This is a genomic window from Campylobacter sp. DY7 (assembly GCF_057802535.1).
The window spans coordinates 1-18,627 of sequence record NZ_JBYJAU010000001.1 but is presented as its reverse complement, the minus strand read 5'-3'; the positions used below and the strand labels follow the sequence as shown (position 1 = coordinate 18,627).

General features: G+C 30.2%; 16 protein-coding genes and 1 pseudogene. 6 read left to right on the top strand and 11 right to left on the bottom strand.

Going from position 1 to position 18,627, the window contains the following annotated elements; translation table 11 throughout:
• From AC1B00_RS00085 to rpsT, 6 genes are all read right to left on the bottom strand, one after another.
• The gene (locus tag AC1B00_RS00085) at positions 1 to 1,707 is read right to left on the bottom strand and encodes a nickel-dependent hydrogenase large subunit (protein WP_488847551.1); all 1,707 of its coding nucleotides are present in this window, start codon (positions 1,705 to 1,707) and stop codon (positions 1 to 3) included.
• 2 nt (positions 1,708 to 1,709) lie between these two features.
• A complete protein-coding gene (locus AC1B00_RS00080) occupies positions 1,710 to 2,789 on the bottom strand; it encodes a hydrogenase small subunit (protein WP_488847550.1) in 1,080 nt (359 codons plus the stop codon).
• Between the two features lie 232 nt (positions 2,790 to 3,021).
• Positions 3,022 to 6,567: a pyruvate:ferredoxin (flavodoxin) oxidoreductase gene (gene nifJ / locus AC1B00_RS00075; protein ID WP_488847548.1), complete on the bottom strand. Its 3,546-nt coding sequence runs from the start codon at positions 6,565 to 6,567 to the stop codon at positions 3,022 to 3,024.
• A gap of 60 nt (positions 6,568 to 6,627) precedes the next feature.
• Positions 6,628 to 7,500: a hypothetical protein gene (locus tag AC1B00_RS00070; protein WP_488847547.1), complete on the bottom strand. Its 873-nt coding sequence runs from the start codon at positions 7,498 to 7,500 to the stop codon at positions 6,628 to 6,630.
• Entirely contained in the window at positions 7,497 to 8,564 is a 1,068-nt protein-coding gene (prfA, locus tag AC1B00_RS00065; protein WP_336611581.1) for a peptide chain release factor 1, read from the bottom strand. The genes AC1B00_RS00070 and prfA overlap by 4 nt, the downstream gene beginning before the upstream one ends.
• A 7-nt stretch (positions 8,565 to 8,571) precedes the next feature.
• Positions 8,572 to 8,838 (bottom strand): 30S ribosomal protein S20, encoded by a 267-nt coding sequence (gene rpsT, locus AC1B00_RS00060; RefSeq protein WP_336611580.1) that lies wholly within the window; start codon positions 8,836 to 8,838, stop codon positions 8,572 to 8,574.
• A gap of 98 nt (positions 8,839 to 8,936) precedes the next feature.
• Between rpsT and glmM the strand changes: the two genes are divergently transcribed.
• The 3 genes from glmM to hemJ are packed head-to-tail and all read left to right on the top strand — an operon-like array spanning position 8,937 to position 11,145.
• Positions 8,937 to 10,259 carry a phosphoglucosamine mutase gene (gene glmM / locus AC1B00_RS00055; protein ID WP_488847546.1) on the top strand — a complete coding sequence of 441 codons (1,323 nt, stop codon included), beginning with the start codon at positions 8,937 to 8,939 and terminating at the stop codon, positions 10,257 to 10,259.
• Positions 10,256 to 10,699: a signal peptidase II gene (gene lspA / locus AC1B00_RS00050; protein ID WP_239818356.1), complete on the top strand. Its 444-nt coding sequence runs from the start codon at positions 10,256 to 10,258 to the stop codon at positions 10,697 to 10,699. The genes glmM and lspA overlap by 4 nt, the downstream gene beginning before the upstream one ends.
• Before the next feature lie 2 nt (positions 10,700 to 10,701).
• Positions 10,702 to 11,145, top strand: a complete 444-nt coding sequence (hemJ, locus tag AC1B00_RS00045) for a protoporphyrinogen oxidase HemJ (protein WP_488847545.1) — start codon at positions 10,702 to 10,704, stop codon at positions 11,143 to 11,145.
• A 118-nt stretch (positions 11,146 to 11,263) separates the two neighbouring features.
• On the opposite strand, the gene AC1B00_RS00040 is transcribed toward hemJ, so the two are convergent.
• From AC1B00_RS00040 to AC1B00_RS00020, 5 genes and pseudogenes are all read right to left on the bottom strand, one after another.
• Positions 11,264 to 12,298 carry an aspartate-semialdehyde dehydrogenase gene (locus AC1B00_RS00040; RefSeq protein ID WP_488847544.1) on the bottom strand — a complete coding sequence of 345 codons (1,035 nt, stop codon included), beginning with the start codon at positions 12,296 to 12,298 and terminating at the stop codon, positions 11,264 to 11,266.
• Positions 12,295 to 13,596: a sigma-54-dependent transcriptional regulator gene (locus AC1B00_RS00035; protein WP_488847543.1), complete on the bottom strand. Its 1,302-nt coding sequence runs from the start codon at positions 13,594 to 13,596 to the stop codon at positions 12,295 to 12,297. The genes AC1B00_RS00040 and AC1B00_RS00035 overlap by 4 nt, the downstream gene beginning before the upstream one ends.
• Complete coding sequence (locus AC1B00_RS00030; RefSeq protein WP_488847542.1) at positions 13,593 to 13,979, bottom strand: hypothetical protein; 387 nt, start codon at positions 13,977 to 13,979, stop codon at positions 13,593 to 13,595. The genes AC1B00_RS00035 and AC1B00_RS00030 overlap by 4 nt, the downstream gene beginning before the upstream one ends.
• Positions 13,955 to 14,263: pseudogene (locus AC1B00_RS00025) on the bottom strand (lipoprotein required for motility); the annotation flags it as partial. The pseudogene AC1B00_RS00025 and the gene AC1B00_RS00030, both read right to left, overlap by 25 nt.
• Positions 14,264 to 14,477: 214 nt before the next feature.
• Positions 14,478 to 15,173, bottom strand: coding sequence for a plasminogen-binding N-terminal domain-containing protein (locus tag AC1B00_RS00020; RefSeq protein WP_488847541.1), 696 nt, complete (start codon positions 15,171 to 15,173; stop codon positions 14,478 to 14,480).
• A gap of 96 nt (positions 15,174 to 15,269) precedes the next feature.
• Here AC1B00_RS00020 and AC1B00_RS00015 point away from each other — a divergent pair, with 96 nt between their 5' ends.
• From AC1B00_RS00015 to AC1B00_RS00005, 3 genes are all read left to right on the top strand, one after another.
• Entirely contained in the window at positions 15,270 to 16,442 is a 1,173-nt protein-coding gene (locus tag AC1B00_RS00015) for a peptidoglycan DD-metalloendopeptidase family protein (protein WP_488847539.1), read from the top strand.
• Entirely contained in the window at positions 16,442 to 17,794 is a 1,353-nt protein-coding gene (mgtE, locus tag AC1B00_RS00010) for a magnesium transporter (protein WP_488847538.1), read from the top strand. The genes AC1B00_RS00015 and mgtE overlap by 1 nt, the downstream gene beginning before the upstream one ends.
• A gap of 67 nt (positions 17,795 to 17,861) precedes the next feature.
• Positions 17,862 to 18,627: cache domain-containing protein (locus tag AC1B00_RS00005; protein WP_488847537.1), on the top strand; the 766-nt coding region annotated here is incomplete at its 3' end.

Genomic DNA, 18,627 nt, shown 5'->3' with positions numbered 1-18,627 from the left:
TCACACCCCTACTTTATATTCACCTAACTTATTACCTTTTTTATCCATAACATGCACAGCACAAGCAATGCAAGGATCGTATGAATGTATTTTTCTAATAATTTCAAGTGGTTTTGTAAGATCTGCAATTTTAAGACCGATTAAGCAAGCTTCATAGCTTCCCATAACGCCATTAGCATCCTTTGGACTTGCATTCCATGTAGATGGAACTACGCATTGATAATTTTGCACTATACCATCTTTAATTCTAATCCAGTGGCTTAAAACTCCCCTTGGAGCATTACCTATAAAGCGACCTTTATATTCTTTATTTTTATCTATTACATAAGGCGCGCAAGTGCTTTGATCAACTTTTAGATTTTCAATTAAACTATCTAAAGCTTTTAATGCGTGTTCGCTTATAATTTTAACTTCAAGCATTCTTGCTGCAGTTCTTCCTAATGTGCTAAGTAAATCTTTAAGCTCAATATTTAATTCAGCTAATAAAGCATCAACTTCTTTTACAACGATAGGATTTTTTGCTAAGTAATTTACGATAATTGTTGCAATTGGTCCAACTTGAACAGGTAAATTATCATATCTTGGAGCTTTAATCCAACTATATTTTCCATTCATATCAAATACTTTAGAATCTTCTAACTCGCCTTTATGATTTAGGGTTTTTTCATCTACTAAACCTGTATAATTTGGCTCTTGCTCGCCATCATAAGGATGAAGTGCTTTATCATTTTTATACCAAGCTCTAGTTGCTTCTTCTGTAATTTTACTCTCATCTACTTCGCTTAAAGTTGGATTACTTAGCATATTTGTAACAATTCCGCCTTTGAATAAATATTCATCTCCTAAATAAAATTCATTAGAACACATGAAATTATCAACGCCAACATCATTCATTACACTTGGCTCGTTTTTATAAACAGCTGCAGCCATCTTAATATCAGCCAAATAAGCACGATGAATAAAATCACTAATTTCAAGGAATTTAGTTTTATATTCGCCAATTCTTGCAGGATCAAGTATATCCATAACGCAAGTTACACCACCAACGGTTAAGCTTTGTGGGTGTGGTTGTTTTGCACCAAAAATCGCCATTAATTGCGCTGCAATTCTTTGAATTTTTAAGCACTCTAAATAGTGGCTTAACGCAATTAGGTTTTGCTCTGGGCTAAAGCGATAAGTTTTGTGTCCCCAATAAGCGTTTGCAAATATTCCTAATTCTCCTTTATCAACAAAGCCTTTTAACTTTTCTTGAACAGCTTTAAGCTCTCCAACTCCACAAGCAAATGGCTTATCACACCATTTTAGAGCTTCTTGCTCAGCTTTTACTGGATCAGCGCTTAAAGCACTTACAACATCAACAAAGTCAAGACCATGTAATTGATAAAAATGAACGCAGTGATCATGCATAAATAATGCAGCATTCATTAATGTTCTTGTAAGTTTTGCATTTTTTGGCGGAACAATACCTAAAGCATTTTCAGCTGCTTCAATACCTGCTCTATAATGCGAATATGTACAAACTCCACAAATTCTTTGCGTCATAAAGCCCACATCTCTTGGGTCTCTACCTTTTACAATAGTTTCAATTCCACGCCAAAGAGTTGAACCTGCATAAGCGTCGGTTACTACGTTATTATCATCAACTATTACTTCTACTCTTAAATGTCCTTCAATTCTCGTAATTGGATCTACTACTATTTTTTGCATTTTTATTCCTTATCTTTTTTAATTGTTGAAATTGTTGCATGAGCAGCTATTGCTACTCCTGTTAATGTTAATACACCTATTCCTATCTTATCACTTGTTGCATCATTAAAAAGTGTTGTAAATGATTTATTTTTAAGTGGCTCTTCAAAAGCTTGCATACTATCCCAAAAATCAGGCTCAGAGCAACCTATACAACCATGCCCAGCTCCGATTGGCCAGTTTGTGTGCTGATTAAATCTATGTTTTGCACAATTATTAAATGTATATGGTCCTTTACAGCCAACTTTATAAAGACAATAACCTTTCTTAGCACCTTCATCACCAAAGCTTTCAACAAACTCACCTGCATCAAAATGTCCTCTACGCTCACAATAATCATGAATTCTATGCTCATATGCCCATTTAGGACGATTAAAATTATCAAGTGCCATAGAACCAAATAATAATAATTGTAGCACTGAGCCAACGATATTTTTCTCACTTGGAGGACAGCCTGGAACATTAATTACGCTTTTATTTGTAATCTTACTAATTGGCACAGCATTTGTTGGATTTGGAGCAGCTGCTTGAATACCACCAAAGCTTGAACAGGTTCCTATTGCTAAAATCGCTGCTGCATTTTCACAAGCTTTTTTTGCTATTTCTTCTCCTGTATGGCCTTTAGAACCCAAGGTTAGATAAAAACTAGAACTTCCTGCAGGAACTGCACCTTCTACTAATAATACATATTTTCCAGCGTGTTTTTTAATAGCGTTTTCTAAGTTTTCATCAGCTTGATGACCGCTTGCAGCCATTACGGTTTCGTGATATTCAATATTTAAATAATCAAATATTAAGCTATCAATTGTAGGTGCGTCACTTCTAAGTAAGCTCTCACTACAGCCTGTACACTCAGCCATGTGTAGCCAAATTACAGGAGTATTACTAGCGTTTTCTACTGCATTTGCAATATTTGGAGCAAAAGTTGCTCCAAGTCCTAGCATAGTAGCCATTCCACTAGACCATTTTAAAAAATCCCTTCTACTAAAACCATGTTCGTTTAGTATTTGCATTAAATCTTTTTTGGCATTAAGATTTTGCATAATATCTCCTTAAAAAAATTTATTAATTTTAATATGATTTAAAGAATTTAAGGTTACAAAAAAGATAATTTTAATCTTAAAATAAAAGCTTTTTGATAATAAAGAAAAAAATCAATTTCTTAATTAAAACATTTTTAGAAATTAATTTAAGAAGATTTAAGTTGATTTTTAAATTCCTAATTCAAATTCTTTAAGAAAATAAAAATAATTAAGCCCTAAAAAGGGCTTAATATTAATTAGAATAATCAGCTGCTGCTAAACGCTTTAATTGTCTGTAGCGTCTTTGAGCGTCTGCTTTGTTGCGTGCATATAATTCCTCTGCTTCTTTTGGATTAGACTTTTTAAGAGAATTATAGCGAACTTCTGCCATTAAAAAGCTTTCATATAAATCCCAATCAGGCTCACGAGAAACAATTTTTAATGGGTTTTTGCCCTCTTCTTCTAACCTTGGATCAAAAGTATAAATCGGCCAATAACCACACTTAGTAGCAATTTCAGCATGATCTCCACTTGCACCCATTCCGCCTTTAATTCCGTGAGCTATACAAGGGCTATAGCAAATTATTAAGCTTGGTCCATCATAAGCTTCAGCTGCGATTAATGCTTTAATGAAATGAGCGTAGTTTGCATTTGAGTTTACTTGAGCTACGAAAATATTTCCATAAGTCATAGCGATTTGTCCTAAGTCTTTTTTCTGACTTGGCTTACCGCTTGCAGCAAATTGAGCTACTGCACCAGTTCTTGTTGATTTAGATGCTTGTCCACCTGTATTTGAATAAACTTCAGTGTCCATTACTAATACATTCACATCTTCACCACTTGCTAAAACATGATCAAGTCCGCCGTAACCTATATCATAAGCCCAGCCATCGCCACCGAAAATCCATTGAGATTTTTTAGCTACATAGTTTTTAAGTCCTAAAATTTCTTTAGCACCTTCAAGCTCAGCGTGTTGCTCTAATAACGGGATTAATCTATCTCTTACATCTGCTGTTATATCAGCATTTTTCTTATTAGCTAACCACTCACCATAAAGCGCAGCAATTGCATTTGGAGCTTTATCTTTTGTATTAATCATAATATCTTCAATTCTATGGCGAATTGTTTCAGTTGCAACTCTCATACCCATACCAAACTCAGCATTATCTTCAAATAATGAGTTACCCCATGCAGGTCCAAAACCTTTATCGTTTTTGCGGTATGGAGTTGAAGGCGCAGAACCACCATAAATCGAGCTACATCCTGTTGCGTTTGCAATCATCATTCTTTCACCAAACATTCTTGTTACTAAAGTAATGTATGGAGTTTCACCACAACCTGGGCACGCTCCGTGGAATTCAAATAATGGTTGCGCAAATTGAGCACCTTTTGTAGTATCTTTTGCTAAATAGTTATCTTTATAACTTACTTTATGGAATAAATAATCAGCATTATCTTGTTCGCCTTTTTCTAGCTCTTCTTCTAGTGGAACCATTACAAGTGATTTTTCTTTACTTGGACACTCAGTTACACAAAGTTCGCAACCTGTACAATCAAGTGCTGATACTTGGATTTTAAATTTAAGACTTTCGCCTTTAATACCCTTAGCATCTAGTGAATGCTCTTTTACTCCTACTGGAGCGTTTGCCATTTCTTCTTCATTGATTAAGAATGGGCGAATTACTGCATGTGGACATACTGATGCACATTGATTACATTGAATACAATTTGCCTCAATCCATTTAGGAACCATAACACCAACGCCACGCTTTTCAAATTGAGTTGTTCCGTGCTCAAAGCTACCATCTTCATATCCAATAAATGCAGAAACTGGTAAATCATCACCTTTAGCAGCGTTCATAGGTTTTACAATGTTTTCAACAAAAGCAGTTCCTATATATTTATCATCAGCTTTTTTCTCTTCAATAACTAGATTTGCCCATGCTGGATCAACATTAACTTTTACTAAGCCTTGTGCTCCTGTATCAATAGCTTTATAGTTCATTTCAACTATTGCTTCACCTTTTTTCACATAGCTTTTATATGCAAATTCTTTCATATATTTTTGAGCATCTTCATAATCAATAATTTTTGCTAATTTGAAGAATGCACTTTGCATAATTGTATTTGTTCTATTGCCAAGACCAATTTCACGAGCAAGTTTTGTAGCATTGATAATATAGAAATTTACATTTTTTTCTGCTAGAACTTTTTTAACTTTATTAGGAATTTTTTCTATTGTAGTTTGCTCATCCCAAATTGAGTTAAGTAAGAAAGTTCCATTTTCTCTAATGCCTGATAAAACATCGTAAATATCTAAATAAGCAGCCACGCTACAAGCAATAAAGTGTGGAGTACTTACTAAATAAGTAGATGTGATAGGTTTTTTAGAAAATCTTAAGTGGCTTCTTGTATATCCACCTGATTTTTTACTATCATAAGCAAAATAAGCTTGTGCGTATAAATCTGTTTTATCTCCGATAATTTTAATTGAGTTTTTGTTTGCACCAACTGTTCCATCAGCACCAAGTCCATAGAATAAACACTCAGTTGTGCTCTCATCTCCTAATGAAATCTTCTTACCTAATGGTAATGAAAGATTTGTTACATCATCATTAATACCGATAGTAAAATTATTTTTTGGTTTTTCCGAATTCAAATTCTCAAACACTGCAAGTAATTGTGCAGGATCTACGTCTTTTGAGCTTAAACCATATCTACCACCAACAATAATAGGAGCATTATCTTGATCATAATAAGCTGCTTTAATATCAAGATATAAAGGCTCACCTATACTACCTGGCTCTTTTGTTCTATCTAAAACAGCGATTTTTTCAACTGATTTTGGCATTTCGTTAAAGAAATATTTTAAGCTAAATGGTCTATATAAATGAACCATCATAACACCAACTTTTTCGCCTTTTTTATTTAGATAATCAACTACTTCAGTTAAAGCCTCATTTACACTACCCATTGCTACAACTACACGAGTTGCATCAGCTGCTCCGTAATATACGAATGGCTTATAAGTTCTTCCTGTAACTTTTGAAATTTCATTCATATAATCAGCTACTACATCAGGTAAAGCGTCATAATATCTATTTGCTAATTCACGAGTTTGGAAGTATATATCATCGTTTTGCGCTGTTCCACGAGTTTTTGGATGTTCAGGATTTAAACAGGCATCACGGAATGCTTGAACTGCATCCATATCAATTAATCTTTTAAATACTTCATAATCCATAACTTCAATTTTTTGAATTTCGTGTGAAGTTCTAAAACCATCAAAGAAGTGCATAAATGGAACACGACCTTTAATAGCACTAAGGTGAGCAACACCAGCTAAATCCATAGCTTGTTGAACACTATTTGAACATAGCATCGCAAAACCTGTTTGGCGAGCTGCGTAAATATCTTGATGATCTCCAAAAATTGAAAGAGCTTGAGCTGCAATTGCACGAGCAGCAACATGAATAACACCAGGTAGCATTTGACCTGCAATTTTATACATATTAGGAATTTTAAGTAATAAACCTTGAGAAGCTGTATAAGTAGTAGTTAATGCACCTGCTTGAAGTGAGCCGTGAACACTACCTGCAGCACCTGCTTCACTTTGCATTTCTACAATTTTAACAGGCATACCAAAAATATTTTTCTTACCTTGAGAAGCCCAAATATCTGTATAATCAGCCATTGGAGAACTTGGAGTAATAGGATAAATTCCTGCGACTTCAGTAAACGCATAGGCAGCATATGCAGCGGCTTCGTTACCATCCATTGTTTTCATAACTTTTGCCATAATTTTTCCTTTTTTTATAGAATTTGTGTTTCAATTCTACTCAAAGCTTATAAATAAATGTTAATTTGATTCAAGTTTATATGTGCTTACAAATAGGATATTTTTTGTATCAAAAAGATTATTAGTTGATAAAGAAATACTTTTTACTTTTGAATTTGTAATATCATCATAATGAGTTAATAAATCAGAAAAAAATATAATATCTTTATTGTTTTCAAGAAACTTTTTTATTATTTCTTTAAATTCTACAAATATTATTTTCAATGAATCATAATTTTCCATTTTTAATTCAATTTTTTTATTTTTTATCATAAGCTTAATTTTGCTTTCATCAACCAAGGTAAGCTTTAATTCTAAGTCTAATTTATCTAAACCAAGATGAGAATTTTTAATTTCATATTTTGTTTTTAGACTAACATTTATATTTTTAAAAGTATCAATAATTGTTTGATAAGAACCAATATCTACATACCAAGTTAAAAATGCAAAATCATCTAAGATATTGTTTTTAAATCTTAATTTCTTAATTCCTATTTCAAATTCTTTATGAGAATTGTCAATATTATTTATCGGATTATTAAAAAAACTGCCATCACTTAAATAATATTCAAAATTATTTTTTTTAATAAACTCTGCTCTGTAATCTTTACTATCTTTATCTAATAATTTAAAAAAAGTTATTAAATCTTGTCTGTTTCTTAGATATAAATTAGAAAATTGAAAATATTTAGAAACTCCATTATCTATATTACATTCAGAATGATTATAGCATTCAACCTTTCCAGCTAAATAAAATCTTTCTAAGCTTTTTACTAATAATTCTTCTTCTTGCTTTTGTTTTAAAATTTCAATCTGTTCTTTTTGATTATTTTTATATAAAAACACACTTGTTACAACTATTATAACAAGTATGTATGCTAATACTTTTGTCATAAATTAGCTTCGTTTAAGGCCTCTGCTTGATAGTGTGCTATTAAAGGTTCTATAATTTCATCTAACAAACCATCTTGCATAATGATATCTAATCTATGAAGAGTTAAATTTATTCTATGATCGCTTATTCTATTTTGTGGATAATTATAAGTTCTAATTCTTTCACTTCTATCTCCACTTCCTACTTGAGATTTTCTACTTTCTCTTTCCTTTGCTAATCTTTCTTGCTCTTGCATTTCATAAAGTCTTGCTTTTAATACTTTTAAAGCACTTTCTTTGTTTTTATGTTGGCTTTTCCCATCTTGATTAACAACTACAAGTCCAGTAGGAATATGAGTAATTCTTACAGCAGAATCAGTAGTATTAACACTCTGACCACCATGCCCACTACTTCTCATAACATCAATTTTTAAATCATTTGGATTTATTTGTATGTCATTATCTTCAGCCTCAGGCATAACTGCAACAGTTATTGCACTCGTATGAACTCTTCCTTGAGACTCAGTAGCAGGAACTCTTTGAACTCTATGTGTTCCACCTTCATATTTTAATCTTGAATAAGCTTTATCACCCTTAATTAATAAAATAATTTCTTTAAATCCACCTGCACTACCTTCGCTTTGACTTACAATCTCTATTTTATAATCTTTACTTTCTGCATATCTAGCGTATGCTTTAAATAAATCTCCAACAAATAAAGCCGCTTCATCTCCACCAGTTCCTGCTCTAATTTCTAGGAAAATATTTTTCTCATCGTTGGGGTCTTTTGGTAGTAAAAGTATTCTTATTTCTTCTTCTAATTTAGGTTTTAAATCTTCTAAATATTTTAATTCATCTTTAGCTAATTCACCTAATTCAGGATCTTGTAATAAAGTCTTATTCTCTTCAATTGATTCTAAAGTATTTAAATATTTCTTAGCAACTTCAACTATATCTTCTAAACCTTTTTGTTCTTTTGATAAGGCTGTAACTTTTGCTAAATCTGAAGTATTTTCAATATTACTTAAAAACGCTTGAATTTCTTCATAGCGTTTTAAGAAAGGCTCAAGTTTGCTTGCTAGCATTTAAAAATTAAGCACCAATTTTATTTACTAAAAGTGCTAAACGACTTACTTTTCTTGAAGCTGTTTGTTTTTTTAGAAAACCACGGCTTACCATTTCATGAATTTTTTTATTAGCTATTTTTAAAGCTGCTGCTGCTGCTTCACTATCATTAGCTAATGCTGCTTCACGAACTGCACGAGTAATGTTCTTAAGTCTTGTTCTATAGAATCTATTTCTAATAGTTTTTTTAATTGTTTGTCTAGCTCTTTTTTCTGATGATTTATGATTTGCCATAAAAAATTCCTTCGTAAAAATTTTTAAAAGAATGATTTTAGTAAAGTTTTGTTAAAATAATCTTAATTTAAAATTAAAATCATAGTGAAAGGCTAAAAATGATATTTGGAACTGATGGAATTAGAGGCTTTGCAGGTAGCGATTTGAGTGCTTTTAAAGCTTTAAGAGCTGCAATGGCTATAGGAATATTTTTTAAAAACAAAGCTGTAACAAAAAAAGTAATAGTAGGAAAAGATACAAGAAGAAGTGGTTATATGATAGAAAATGCTATCGTAAGTGGGCTTAATGCAGTAGGTTTTAATGTATTACAAATAGGACCTATGCCAACTCCTGCTGTGGCGTTTTTGAGTGAAGATATGAGATGTGATTTTGCTATTATGATAAGTGCATCTCATAATCCTTATTATGATAATGGGATAAAAGTATTTGATGCAAATGGTTTTAAATTAAGCGAAGCTGACGAGCTTGAAATTGATAAAATTTTTAATGATGAAAACTTAATTAATTCCCATCTTGTAATAAAAGATAAAATAGGTTCTGCAAAAAGAATTGATGATGTTATAGGAAGATATATAGTTCATATTAAAAATTCATTCCCAAAAAATACAACCCTTAAAAATCTAAGAATTGTGCTAGATTGTGCTAACGGAGCAGCTTATAAGGTTGCACCTGCTGTTTTTTCTGAGCTTGGTGCTGATGTAATCACTCTAGCTTGTGAGCCAAATGGAATTAATATAAACGATGGTTGTGGAGCACTTCATCCAAGTATGCTTGCAAAAGAAGTAAAAAGATTAAGAGCTGATATAGGTTTTGCATTTGATGGAGATGCTGATAGATTAGTTGTGGTTGATGAAAATGGCGAAATTATAAATGGCGATATTTTATTAGGTGTCTTAGCAAAAGCTTTAAAAGATAATGATAATTTAAGTGGCGTTGCAATTAGTAAAATGAGTAATATGGGCTTTTTAAATTATCTTAAAAAACACAATATTTCTTATGTTACAACTGATGTTGGAGATAAGTATATTTTACATGCAATGCAAGAAAAAAATTATAATTTTGGTGGAGAACAAAGCGGACATATAATTTTTAGTGATTATGCAAAAACAGGTGATGGAATAGTTGCTGCACTTCAAGTAGCTAAACTATTATTAAATAAAAAAGCTAGCGAAATCTTTAGTGAAATCAAACTTTATCCACAAAGTTTAACAAACTTAAAAATAACAGAAAAAAAACCACTTGAAAGCCTTGAAGGAATAGAAAAATTATACGAAAAACTTAAAGTTAATAATGTAAATTATTTGTTTAGATACTCAGGAACTGAAAATTTAATGAGAATATTGCTTGAATGTGAAGATGAAAAAACACTAAAAGCAATGGAGAGTGAATGTGTAAAATACTTTAAAAGTGTGCTAGTATGAAGAAGAAATTAATATATTCTTCTTTAATTATTATTTTTGTAATAATACTTGATAGATTAAGCAAAAATATATTTTTAGCTGGTTATGAATGGCATTTTACTCCTATTAGTTTTTACTTGGTTTTTAATGATGGTGTTGCGTTTTCAATGTTAAGTTTTTTACAAGGATACTTAAAATATATACAAATTATTTTATTAATGATTGCAGGAATATTTTTAGTTAAAGAGAAAAAATTTCTAAACGATAATTATTCTGCTTTATCATTCATTTTAGCAGGTGGAATGAGTAATATTTACGATAGATTTTTTTACCCTGGTGTAATTGATTTTATCGCTTGGCATTACTGGTTTAACTTCGCTGTTTTTAACATTGCCGATGTTTGCATTAACTTAGGAGTGTTTATAATAATCTTAAAAGAAATAATTAAAAAAAGGAGTTAAGAATGGACTTTTTAACAAATAATTATGATTGGATTAAATGGCTACACTTTTTAGCATTTATTTCATGGATGGCTACTTTATTTTATTTGCCACGCCTTTATGTTTATCATCAAGAACATTCACATAAAAAAGAATTTGTTGAAGTTGTAAAAATTCAAGAAGATAAGCTGTTTTACTTCATAGGACAACCTTCTATGATGGTTACAGTTATTACAGGTATTTTAATGATTAGTGCAAATAATACCCTAATGCATTTAGGTTATTTTCATCTTAAATTACTTTGCGTTGTTTTACTTTTAATATATCACTTTGATTGCTTAAGATATTTAAAACAACTTAAAAACGATACCTGTACAAAAAGTGGTAAATTCTTTAGAGCTTATAACGAAGTTCCAACAATTATAATGATTGGAATAATTACTGCAATGATTATAAAACCATTTTAATCTAAAAAAGAATTTGAAATTCCTATTTCAAATTCTTTTATTTTTATGTCTAAAAACAAGTATTTTAAAGCTATTTGAAGTGTAGAATTTGAATTAGGAAATTCAAATTCTAATAATATTATTTATTTAAAGCTAGTAAAGCAATTCTTACAGCGTTTGTTGCAGCTCCTACACGGATTTGATCAGCTACGCACCATAAATGCAATATCTTAGGATCATTTAAATCCTTTCTAATTCTTCCTACATAAGTTTCATTTGTATCGCTTGTAAAAAGTGGCATTGGATAGCGTAATTCCTCGCTTGGCTCTTCTTCATTATGGGCTTTCGCATTTGGATTATCCATAAGAACTACACTAGGAGCCTTGCTTAAAATTGCTCTAACCTTATCTAAATCAACTTCGTTATTAAATGTAATTGTAATACTTTCACTATGACTTCTTAGAACTGGTACGCGCACACAAGTTGCACTTATTTGCATTTTTTTATGCAATATTTTTTGAGTTTCATTTACCATTTTAAGTTCTTCTTTTGTATAGCCACTTTCTGTAAAGCTATCAATTTGTGGAATTAAATTAAGTGCTAATTGATAAGTAAATTTAGAAGGTTTAATCTCTTCAAATGCAAAAACTTTTTGTAAGCCTTCCATAAGCTCACTCATACCTAAATTACCTGCACCACTTGCTGCTTGATAAGTGCTAACATCAACTCTTTTAATATCAAAAGCATCATCAAGTGGCTTTAAAACTTGAACCATTTGAATGGTTGAGCAGTTTGGATTAGCGATAATTCCTTTATGCTTAGCAAAATCTTGCGGATTGCACTCAGGCACTATTAAAGGAACATCATCATGCATTCTAAAAAAGCTTGTATTATCAATTACTAAAGCACCTTTACTAGCTGCTATTTTTGCGTATTTTTCACTTATACTTCCACCAGCTGCAAAAAATGCAATATCAATATCTTCTTCATCAAAACTATGCTCATCTAATTCTTCAATAACATAAGTTTCATCACGCCATACAACTTCTTTACCTGCACTATTTTTACTAGCTAATAATCTTAAATCTTTTACAGGAAAATCATATTCATTTAAAACATTTAATATTTCTTCTCCAACTGCTCCGCTAGCACCTACGATTGCAATACTTTTCATATTTCATCTCCTAAATTGTATTTTTGCATTTTTTCTTTAAAAGCTTTTTCGCTCATTGAGATTAATTTTGCAGCTGCTTTTATATCCTTTTCTTGCTTTAAAGCTTCTTTAATTAGTTCAAATTCTAAATCATTTATATTAGTTTTGTTACTATTTGTAAAATTAAGTCTTAAATCACTTGCTTTTACAATATTTTCATCGCTTAAAATTGCAGCACTTTCTATAATTGAAATTAACTCTCTAATATTTCCAGGATAATCATAATCTAATAAAAGCTTTTTAGCCTCATCGCTTAATGATTTTTCTCCCAAATCATATTCATCACTAACTCTTTTTAAAGTAGCATTTGCAATTTCTATTATTTCATCTTTACGGTGTCTTAGTGGCAAAATATCTAACATAATTGTATTTAATCTATAAAATAAATCGGCTCTAAATTTATTATTTTTTATATTTTCTTGGATATTTATATTACTAGCACTTATAATTCTTACATCTATATTTATAGGTTTTGCTCCACCTAATCTTTGTATGCACTTTTCTTGCAATACTCTTAATAATTTTGCTTGTAAACTAGCACTCATTTCCCCTATTTCATCTAAAAATAATGTGCCTTCATTAGCTAATTCAAACAAACCTAATTTATTGCTATTTGCATCTGTAAAAGCTCCTTTTTCATAGCCAAACAATTCGCTTTCTACTAGATTTTCAGGAATTGCTGCCATATTTATAGCAATGAAAGGTTTATTTGCTCTTTTACTATTTTCATGAATAAATTTTGCAAAAACTTCTTTTCCAACCCCACTCTCGCCACTTAAAAACACACTTACATTAGTCTTTGCAGCCTTTAGCGCAGTAGTTTTTAATAAGTCTAATTCACTTGAATTACCTAAAAAGCCATCTTGCTTAATCAAGCTTTCTTTTTTTGTTTTTTTAGCCTTTTTTTCTCTTATTACTTTTGCTCTATTTATTGCTTCGTATAATCTTTCTAAATCAAATGGTTTTGTTAAAAAATCTTTCACACCTAATCTTAAAGCTTCTATTGCTTTATTTAAAGTAGCATTTCCTGTAATTATTATAAACTCAGCATTTATGTTTTGTTCTAAAGCAGTTTTTACAAACTCTAGTCCATCCATTTTTGGCATATTAATATCGCTAATAATTAAGTCAAAACTATCATCAAGCTCTTTTAAAGCATCTATTGGATTTTTATAAGTTTTAAGCTCATAATCATCGCTTAATGATAATTCAAGTGATTTTCTCATATTAATATCATCTTCAACTATGGCTATTTTCATACCTTATCCTTTGTAAAAATTAGTATTTTTCCTTGATTTTGTTCAGCTTTAAAATAAATTGGCAATAATCTTAAATAAGTTTTAATATTTGCTTTAAAATTATTTACATCTACATATTCACTAACTATTGCTTTATTTACACAATCAATTAAATTGCTTTGCTGATCTTTTAAACTTTCATATATATTGTCTTTTGTAGCGTTAAGTTCGCAAACATAAGAGTATTTCGCCTTTTTATCAATACTCATTGCACGACTTAGATGAAATTCTTCATTAGTTAGGACTAGATTATTAGTGCTTAATCTAGCCCAAAAGATATAATCAGGATTAGTTGCGTTTAATAATCCTACTAAAGTTATTAATACGAGAACAATTCGTTCCATTTATATTTATCAATTTTAAGTTCTAGCTCAACCGTGTAAAGCCCGTCTTTAAAGCCTTCACCTGTAATGTTTGCATTTTTAATAAGTCCATTTACATAAGTTGTAATTAATGAGCTTCTTAGCATTGCATCTTTTACATTTTCTCTTGAGTTTACTCTAATTCCATAGAGCTTTCCTGCTAATTGTCTATAAGCATCTGCTAAAGCTGCTCTTTTTGCTAAAGCTAAGGCTTGTGCTTGAGAAACAGTGTTTTGTGGTGGAATGCCTTCGCCAATTGCAGAAAATATCATAAGACGAACTGCTTCTTCTTCTGGGCTTAAAACTGGCTCTTGATAACTTGCTTTTTTATAAGCTGTTGTTTTTTGAGTATTATTTTCTACTTGAATATTTGTTGTCTTTTTTTGCGGAACACAAGCACAAATAAGTAGAGCAAATGCTATAACACTTAATTTTTTCACGATTAATCCTTTTTAATAATTTTATGCTTTAAAGCAATTATTATTCCTTTTCCTTGAATAGCTCGTTATAATATGAAAAATAATCTGTTGTTTTGCTTAATTGTTTAGAAATATTTGAATAAAAATTGATATTTTCATTTTTATTTACTTTATATTCAAAACTAGCAATTTTTTTAAGAGAAGAACATTCATATAAACTTAAATTATTTTCTGCAACATACATAATACTTCCTACAACCCATGTTTTACAAAAATCTCTTAAATCATTTCTACTAGGAACTATCAAAGAAGATGAATATAAATTAGCTGCAAAAACATTCGTATCAAAATAAATAAAATCTTTAAAATTATTTTGAACTATTTCATAATCTTGCTTACTAGGAGCAATTAACATTGTGTGTTTTACATAAGTATTTAATACAACCCTATCGCCTATTTGTGGTGCCAAAACAGGCAAAGGTAATGCGGTTTGTTTTAAGTCAGAAAATGTATATAACTCTAATTTCAATACATTATTTTCAAAAGATATAAAATTAGCTCTAGCTACAATAATGGAATGCTCTTCTACATCTTTTACTATAAATGCTCCATTTTTTAATTCATCTAAATTTAAATTATTATCCACAATATGTGCATAAACATAGCCTTGCTCAACCTTATCAATCACAGCACTTGTAATTTGATTTGCATACATAAATAAAGAAAAGAAAAAGAAAATAAAAGTTTTCTTAAACATAACAATCCTTTTAAAATTAATTACTAAATTATAAGCATAAAAAAGTAAAATGTCTGCCTTATTTTGTAAAAATTTATTATATTTTAAGGGAAAATAATGCGAAAAATCATATTAATTTTATCTATTTTTTTAAGTGTAAATCTAATCTCAAAAGAACTAAAAATGGAAGAATTAATTTGGGAACGAGGGGAAAGCTTTTTATTTTTCTTACAAAAAAATCAAATTCCACTAAGCATATATCACAATCTTGATAAAGAAGATAAAGAATTAACAGCAGAAATAATTGCAGGTATAAAATATCAAATATTAAGAGATGAAAATGAAAACATAGAACAAGTCTTAATTCCTATTAGCGAAGATTTGCAAATCCAAATATATAAAGATTTAGAAGATAAATACGCAATCACATTTACACCGATAAGTTATAAGATAGAAAATACAAATCTAACATTTAAAATAAATAAATCTGTTTATCAAGACATTATTGATAATACTCAAAACTCAAAATTAGCAAGTGCATTACTAAGAGCCTACGCTGGGACAATCAATTACACTGGTATGAAAAAAGATGATAAAGTAGTAATTGTATATTCGCAAAAAAGAAGATTAGGTAGAGTTTATGGAGATTTAAATATAAAATCAGCAATGATAGAAGTAAATAAAAAACCTTATTATATATTTAAATATGGAGATAATGATTTTTATGATGAAAGTGGAAAACAACTAGAAAGCTATACTTTCATACTACCTGTTGGAAATGTAAGAATTAGCTCTCCATTTAACCCAGGTAGATTTCACCCTATTCTTAAAAAATATAGAGCTCACTTAGGAATTGACTACGCAGCACCTAAAGGAACTCCTATTAAAGCAGCAGGAGCAGGAAAAATAAGCTTTAGGGGTGTTAAGAACGGATATGGAAATGTTATTCAAATAACGCATTCAAGTGGTTATATGACACTTTACGCACACATGAGTAAGTTTGGAAATTATAAAATAGGCGATAGCGTAAAACAAGGTCAAATTGTTGGTTATGTGGGATCAACCGGACTTAGCACAGGACCACATTTACATTTTGGTATGTATAAAAACAATACAGCAATAAACCCAGCTAGTGTTGTAAGAATTACAAAAGATGCTCTAGCAGGCAAAGAAAAACAAAAATTTGATTTAGTTGTAAAAGATTATATAAATGAAATAAAACATATTTTAGAAGCAAAAGTTACTCCTATAAAAGAAGAAAGCTTTGAAAATATCGTGGAGTTAAATTAATGAAAAATACAGCAGTAGCTTTTGAAATAATTCAAGATTTTTTAGATGAAAAAGATGTTAGCTACGCTGAATTACTAGAAGCTTTAAAAATAATTAAAAATGATGATTATGAAGCCTATGAAAATATAATAAAAAGCCTTGATGATGAAGACTTAGGAAATATCGCAACTTTAATGCCTGAGCATATGTTAAGTGATGTTTTAAAACTTGCATCTAGTAAAAAACTTGCACTTGCTCTAGGGGAGTTAGAGAGCGATGATGCAACGGACTTAATGCAAAGCATTGAAGAAATAGATGATGAAAAAGCTAATCGTATTTTTTCAAATCTTAGCAAAGATGAACAAGATGATATATTATTCTTAAAACGCTACGATGATGAAAAAGCCGGTGCTTACATGCAAACAGAGATTTTTACGGCAAAATTAGATGATACTTTAGAAAGCGCTATTACAAAATATAAAGAACTTAAAAAAAGCCAAGAAATAGAGCATATCATTCAACTTTTTATAACTGACGAAAATGAAAAATTAATTTATAGTCTTCATGTTGGAGATTTAATTTTATATGAATTTAATGATACATTTAAGCAAATACTAGATAAAAACGAAGACTTAGCAAAAGATTTGCACTTTGTAAGAGACTATGATGATATACAAGAAGCAATTACTATGGTTCAAGATTACGACTTAAGCGTAATAGCTGTTGTAGATAACAATAATAAATTATTAGGAAGAATAACTTATGATGATATTCACGACCTAATTCAAGATTATGCAACAGAGCAAATGTATAACTTCGCAGGGGTTGGCGATATTGATAGCGAAGATGAAAACACTATTAAAGCCGCAAAAAGTAGAGCAAAATGGCTTATTGTAAATCTAATTACTTCTTTAATCTCAGCTCATGTAATTGCTATGTTTTCTGATGCAATAGAGCAATTAGTAGCCCTTGCAGCTCTTATGCCAATAGTTGCATCAATGGGTGGAAATACAGGCTCTCAAGCACTTGCAGTTACTATTAGAAAACTAGCTTTAGGCGAACTTAGCTATGAGAGTTCAAAAAATATAATTTTTAGAGAAATAGCTATTTCTTTCTCAAATGCAACAATTTTTGCAATAATTTTAGGAGCAGTTGCGTATTTTTGGTTTTCTATGCCTATGCTTAGCCTTGTTATATTTATTTCAATGATTTTAAATCTTGGTTTTGCAGGTTTAATAGGCTCATTAATTCCATTATTGCTTAAAAAATGTGGGTTTGATCCTGCTTTAGGAAGCTCAGTATTGCTTACAGCAACAACCGATGCTTTAGGCTTTTTTAGCTTTTTACTACTTGCAAAAATAATTATTTTATAGATTTAATTTAATTTTAACATTTATGTGATTAAATTCAACTTTTTAAATTATCAATTAAGGAGATAATATGAAAATTTCAACGAAACTTTCTTTGTGTATTTTCATTGGATTATTTATATTAAGTATAAGCTTAATATTTATATCAAACAAAGGCATGCAAAATATTGATGATGTTTCTCAAAACACAGTGTCAGAGCTAGCAATTAATGACGCTAGAAGCGCTGCAAAAAGTGTTGTTTATGGTTTTTATCACTTTACAGAAAAACTATATAAAGACTTCGTAAAAGCAGGAGATGGACCTGAAGATGCACTTGAGAGCACTATTGAATATTTACAAAATATGAATCTAGATAGTGCTAATATAAGATTTTTTGCTATTAATTCTGATGGAACTTATTTAGTTCATTATCAACCTGAAAAAATAGGTCAAAACCTTAAAGCAGATTTGGATAAAAATGGCGAAAGCTATGTAATGAAATTTGTTAAAAATGGCTTAGCTGGCGGTGGTTTTACTGAAGTTACCTTCTTTGATAAGGTTGCTAATAAAGATAGAAGTATAATAACATATACAAAAAAAGATAAAAATATGGATATTATTTATGGCTGTACTATTGATATGGATGTAACTAAGGCTCAAATTAATGAAGTAGGACATGTAATTGATGAAGTAATTGAGAGCTCAAACTTTAAATTTATAACAGCTGCAATTGTAATTTCTATCGCTATGCTAATTTTAATTATGATATTTATTAAATTACAAATCTCTCGCCCGCTAAACAATCTAACAGCTAAATCAGTAGAACTTAGCAGTGGAGATGGTGATTTAACCAAAA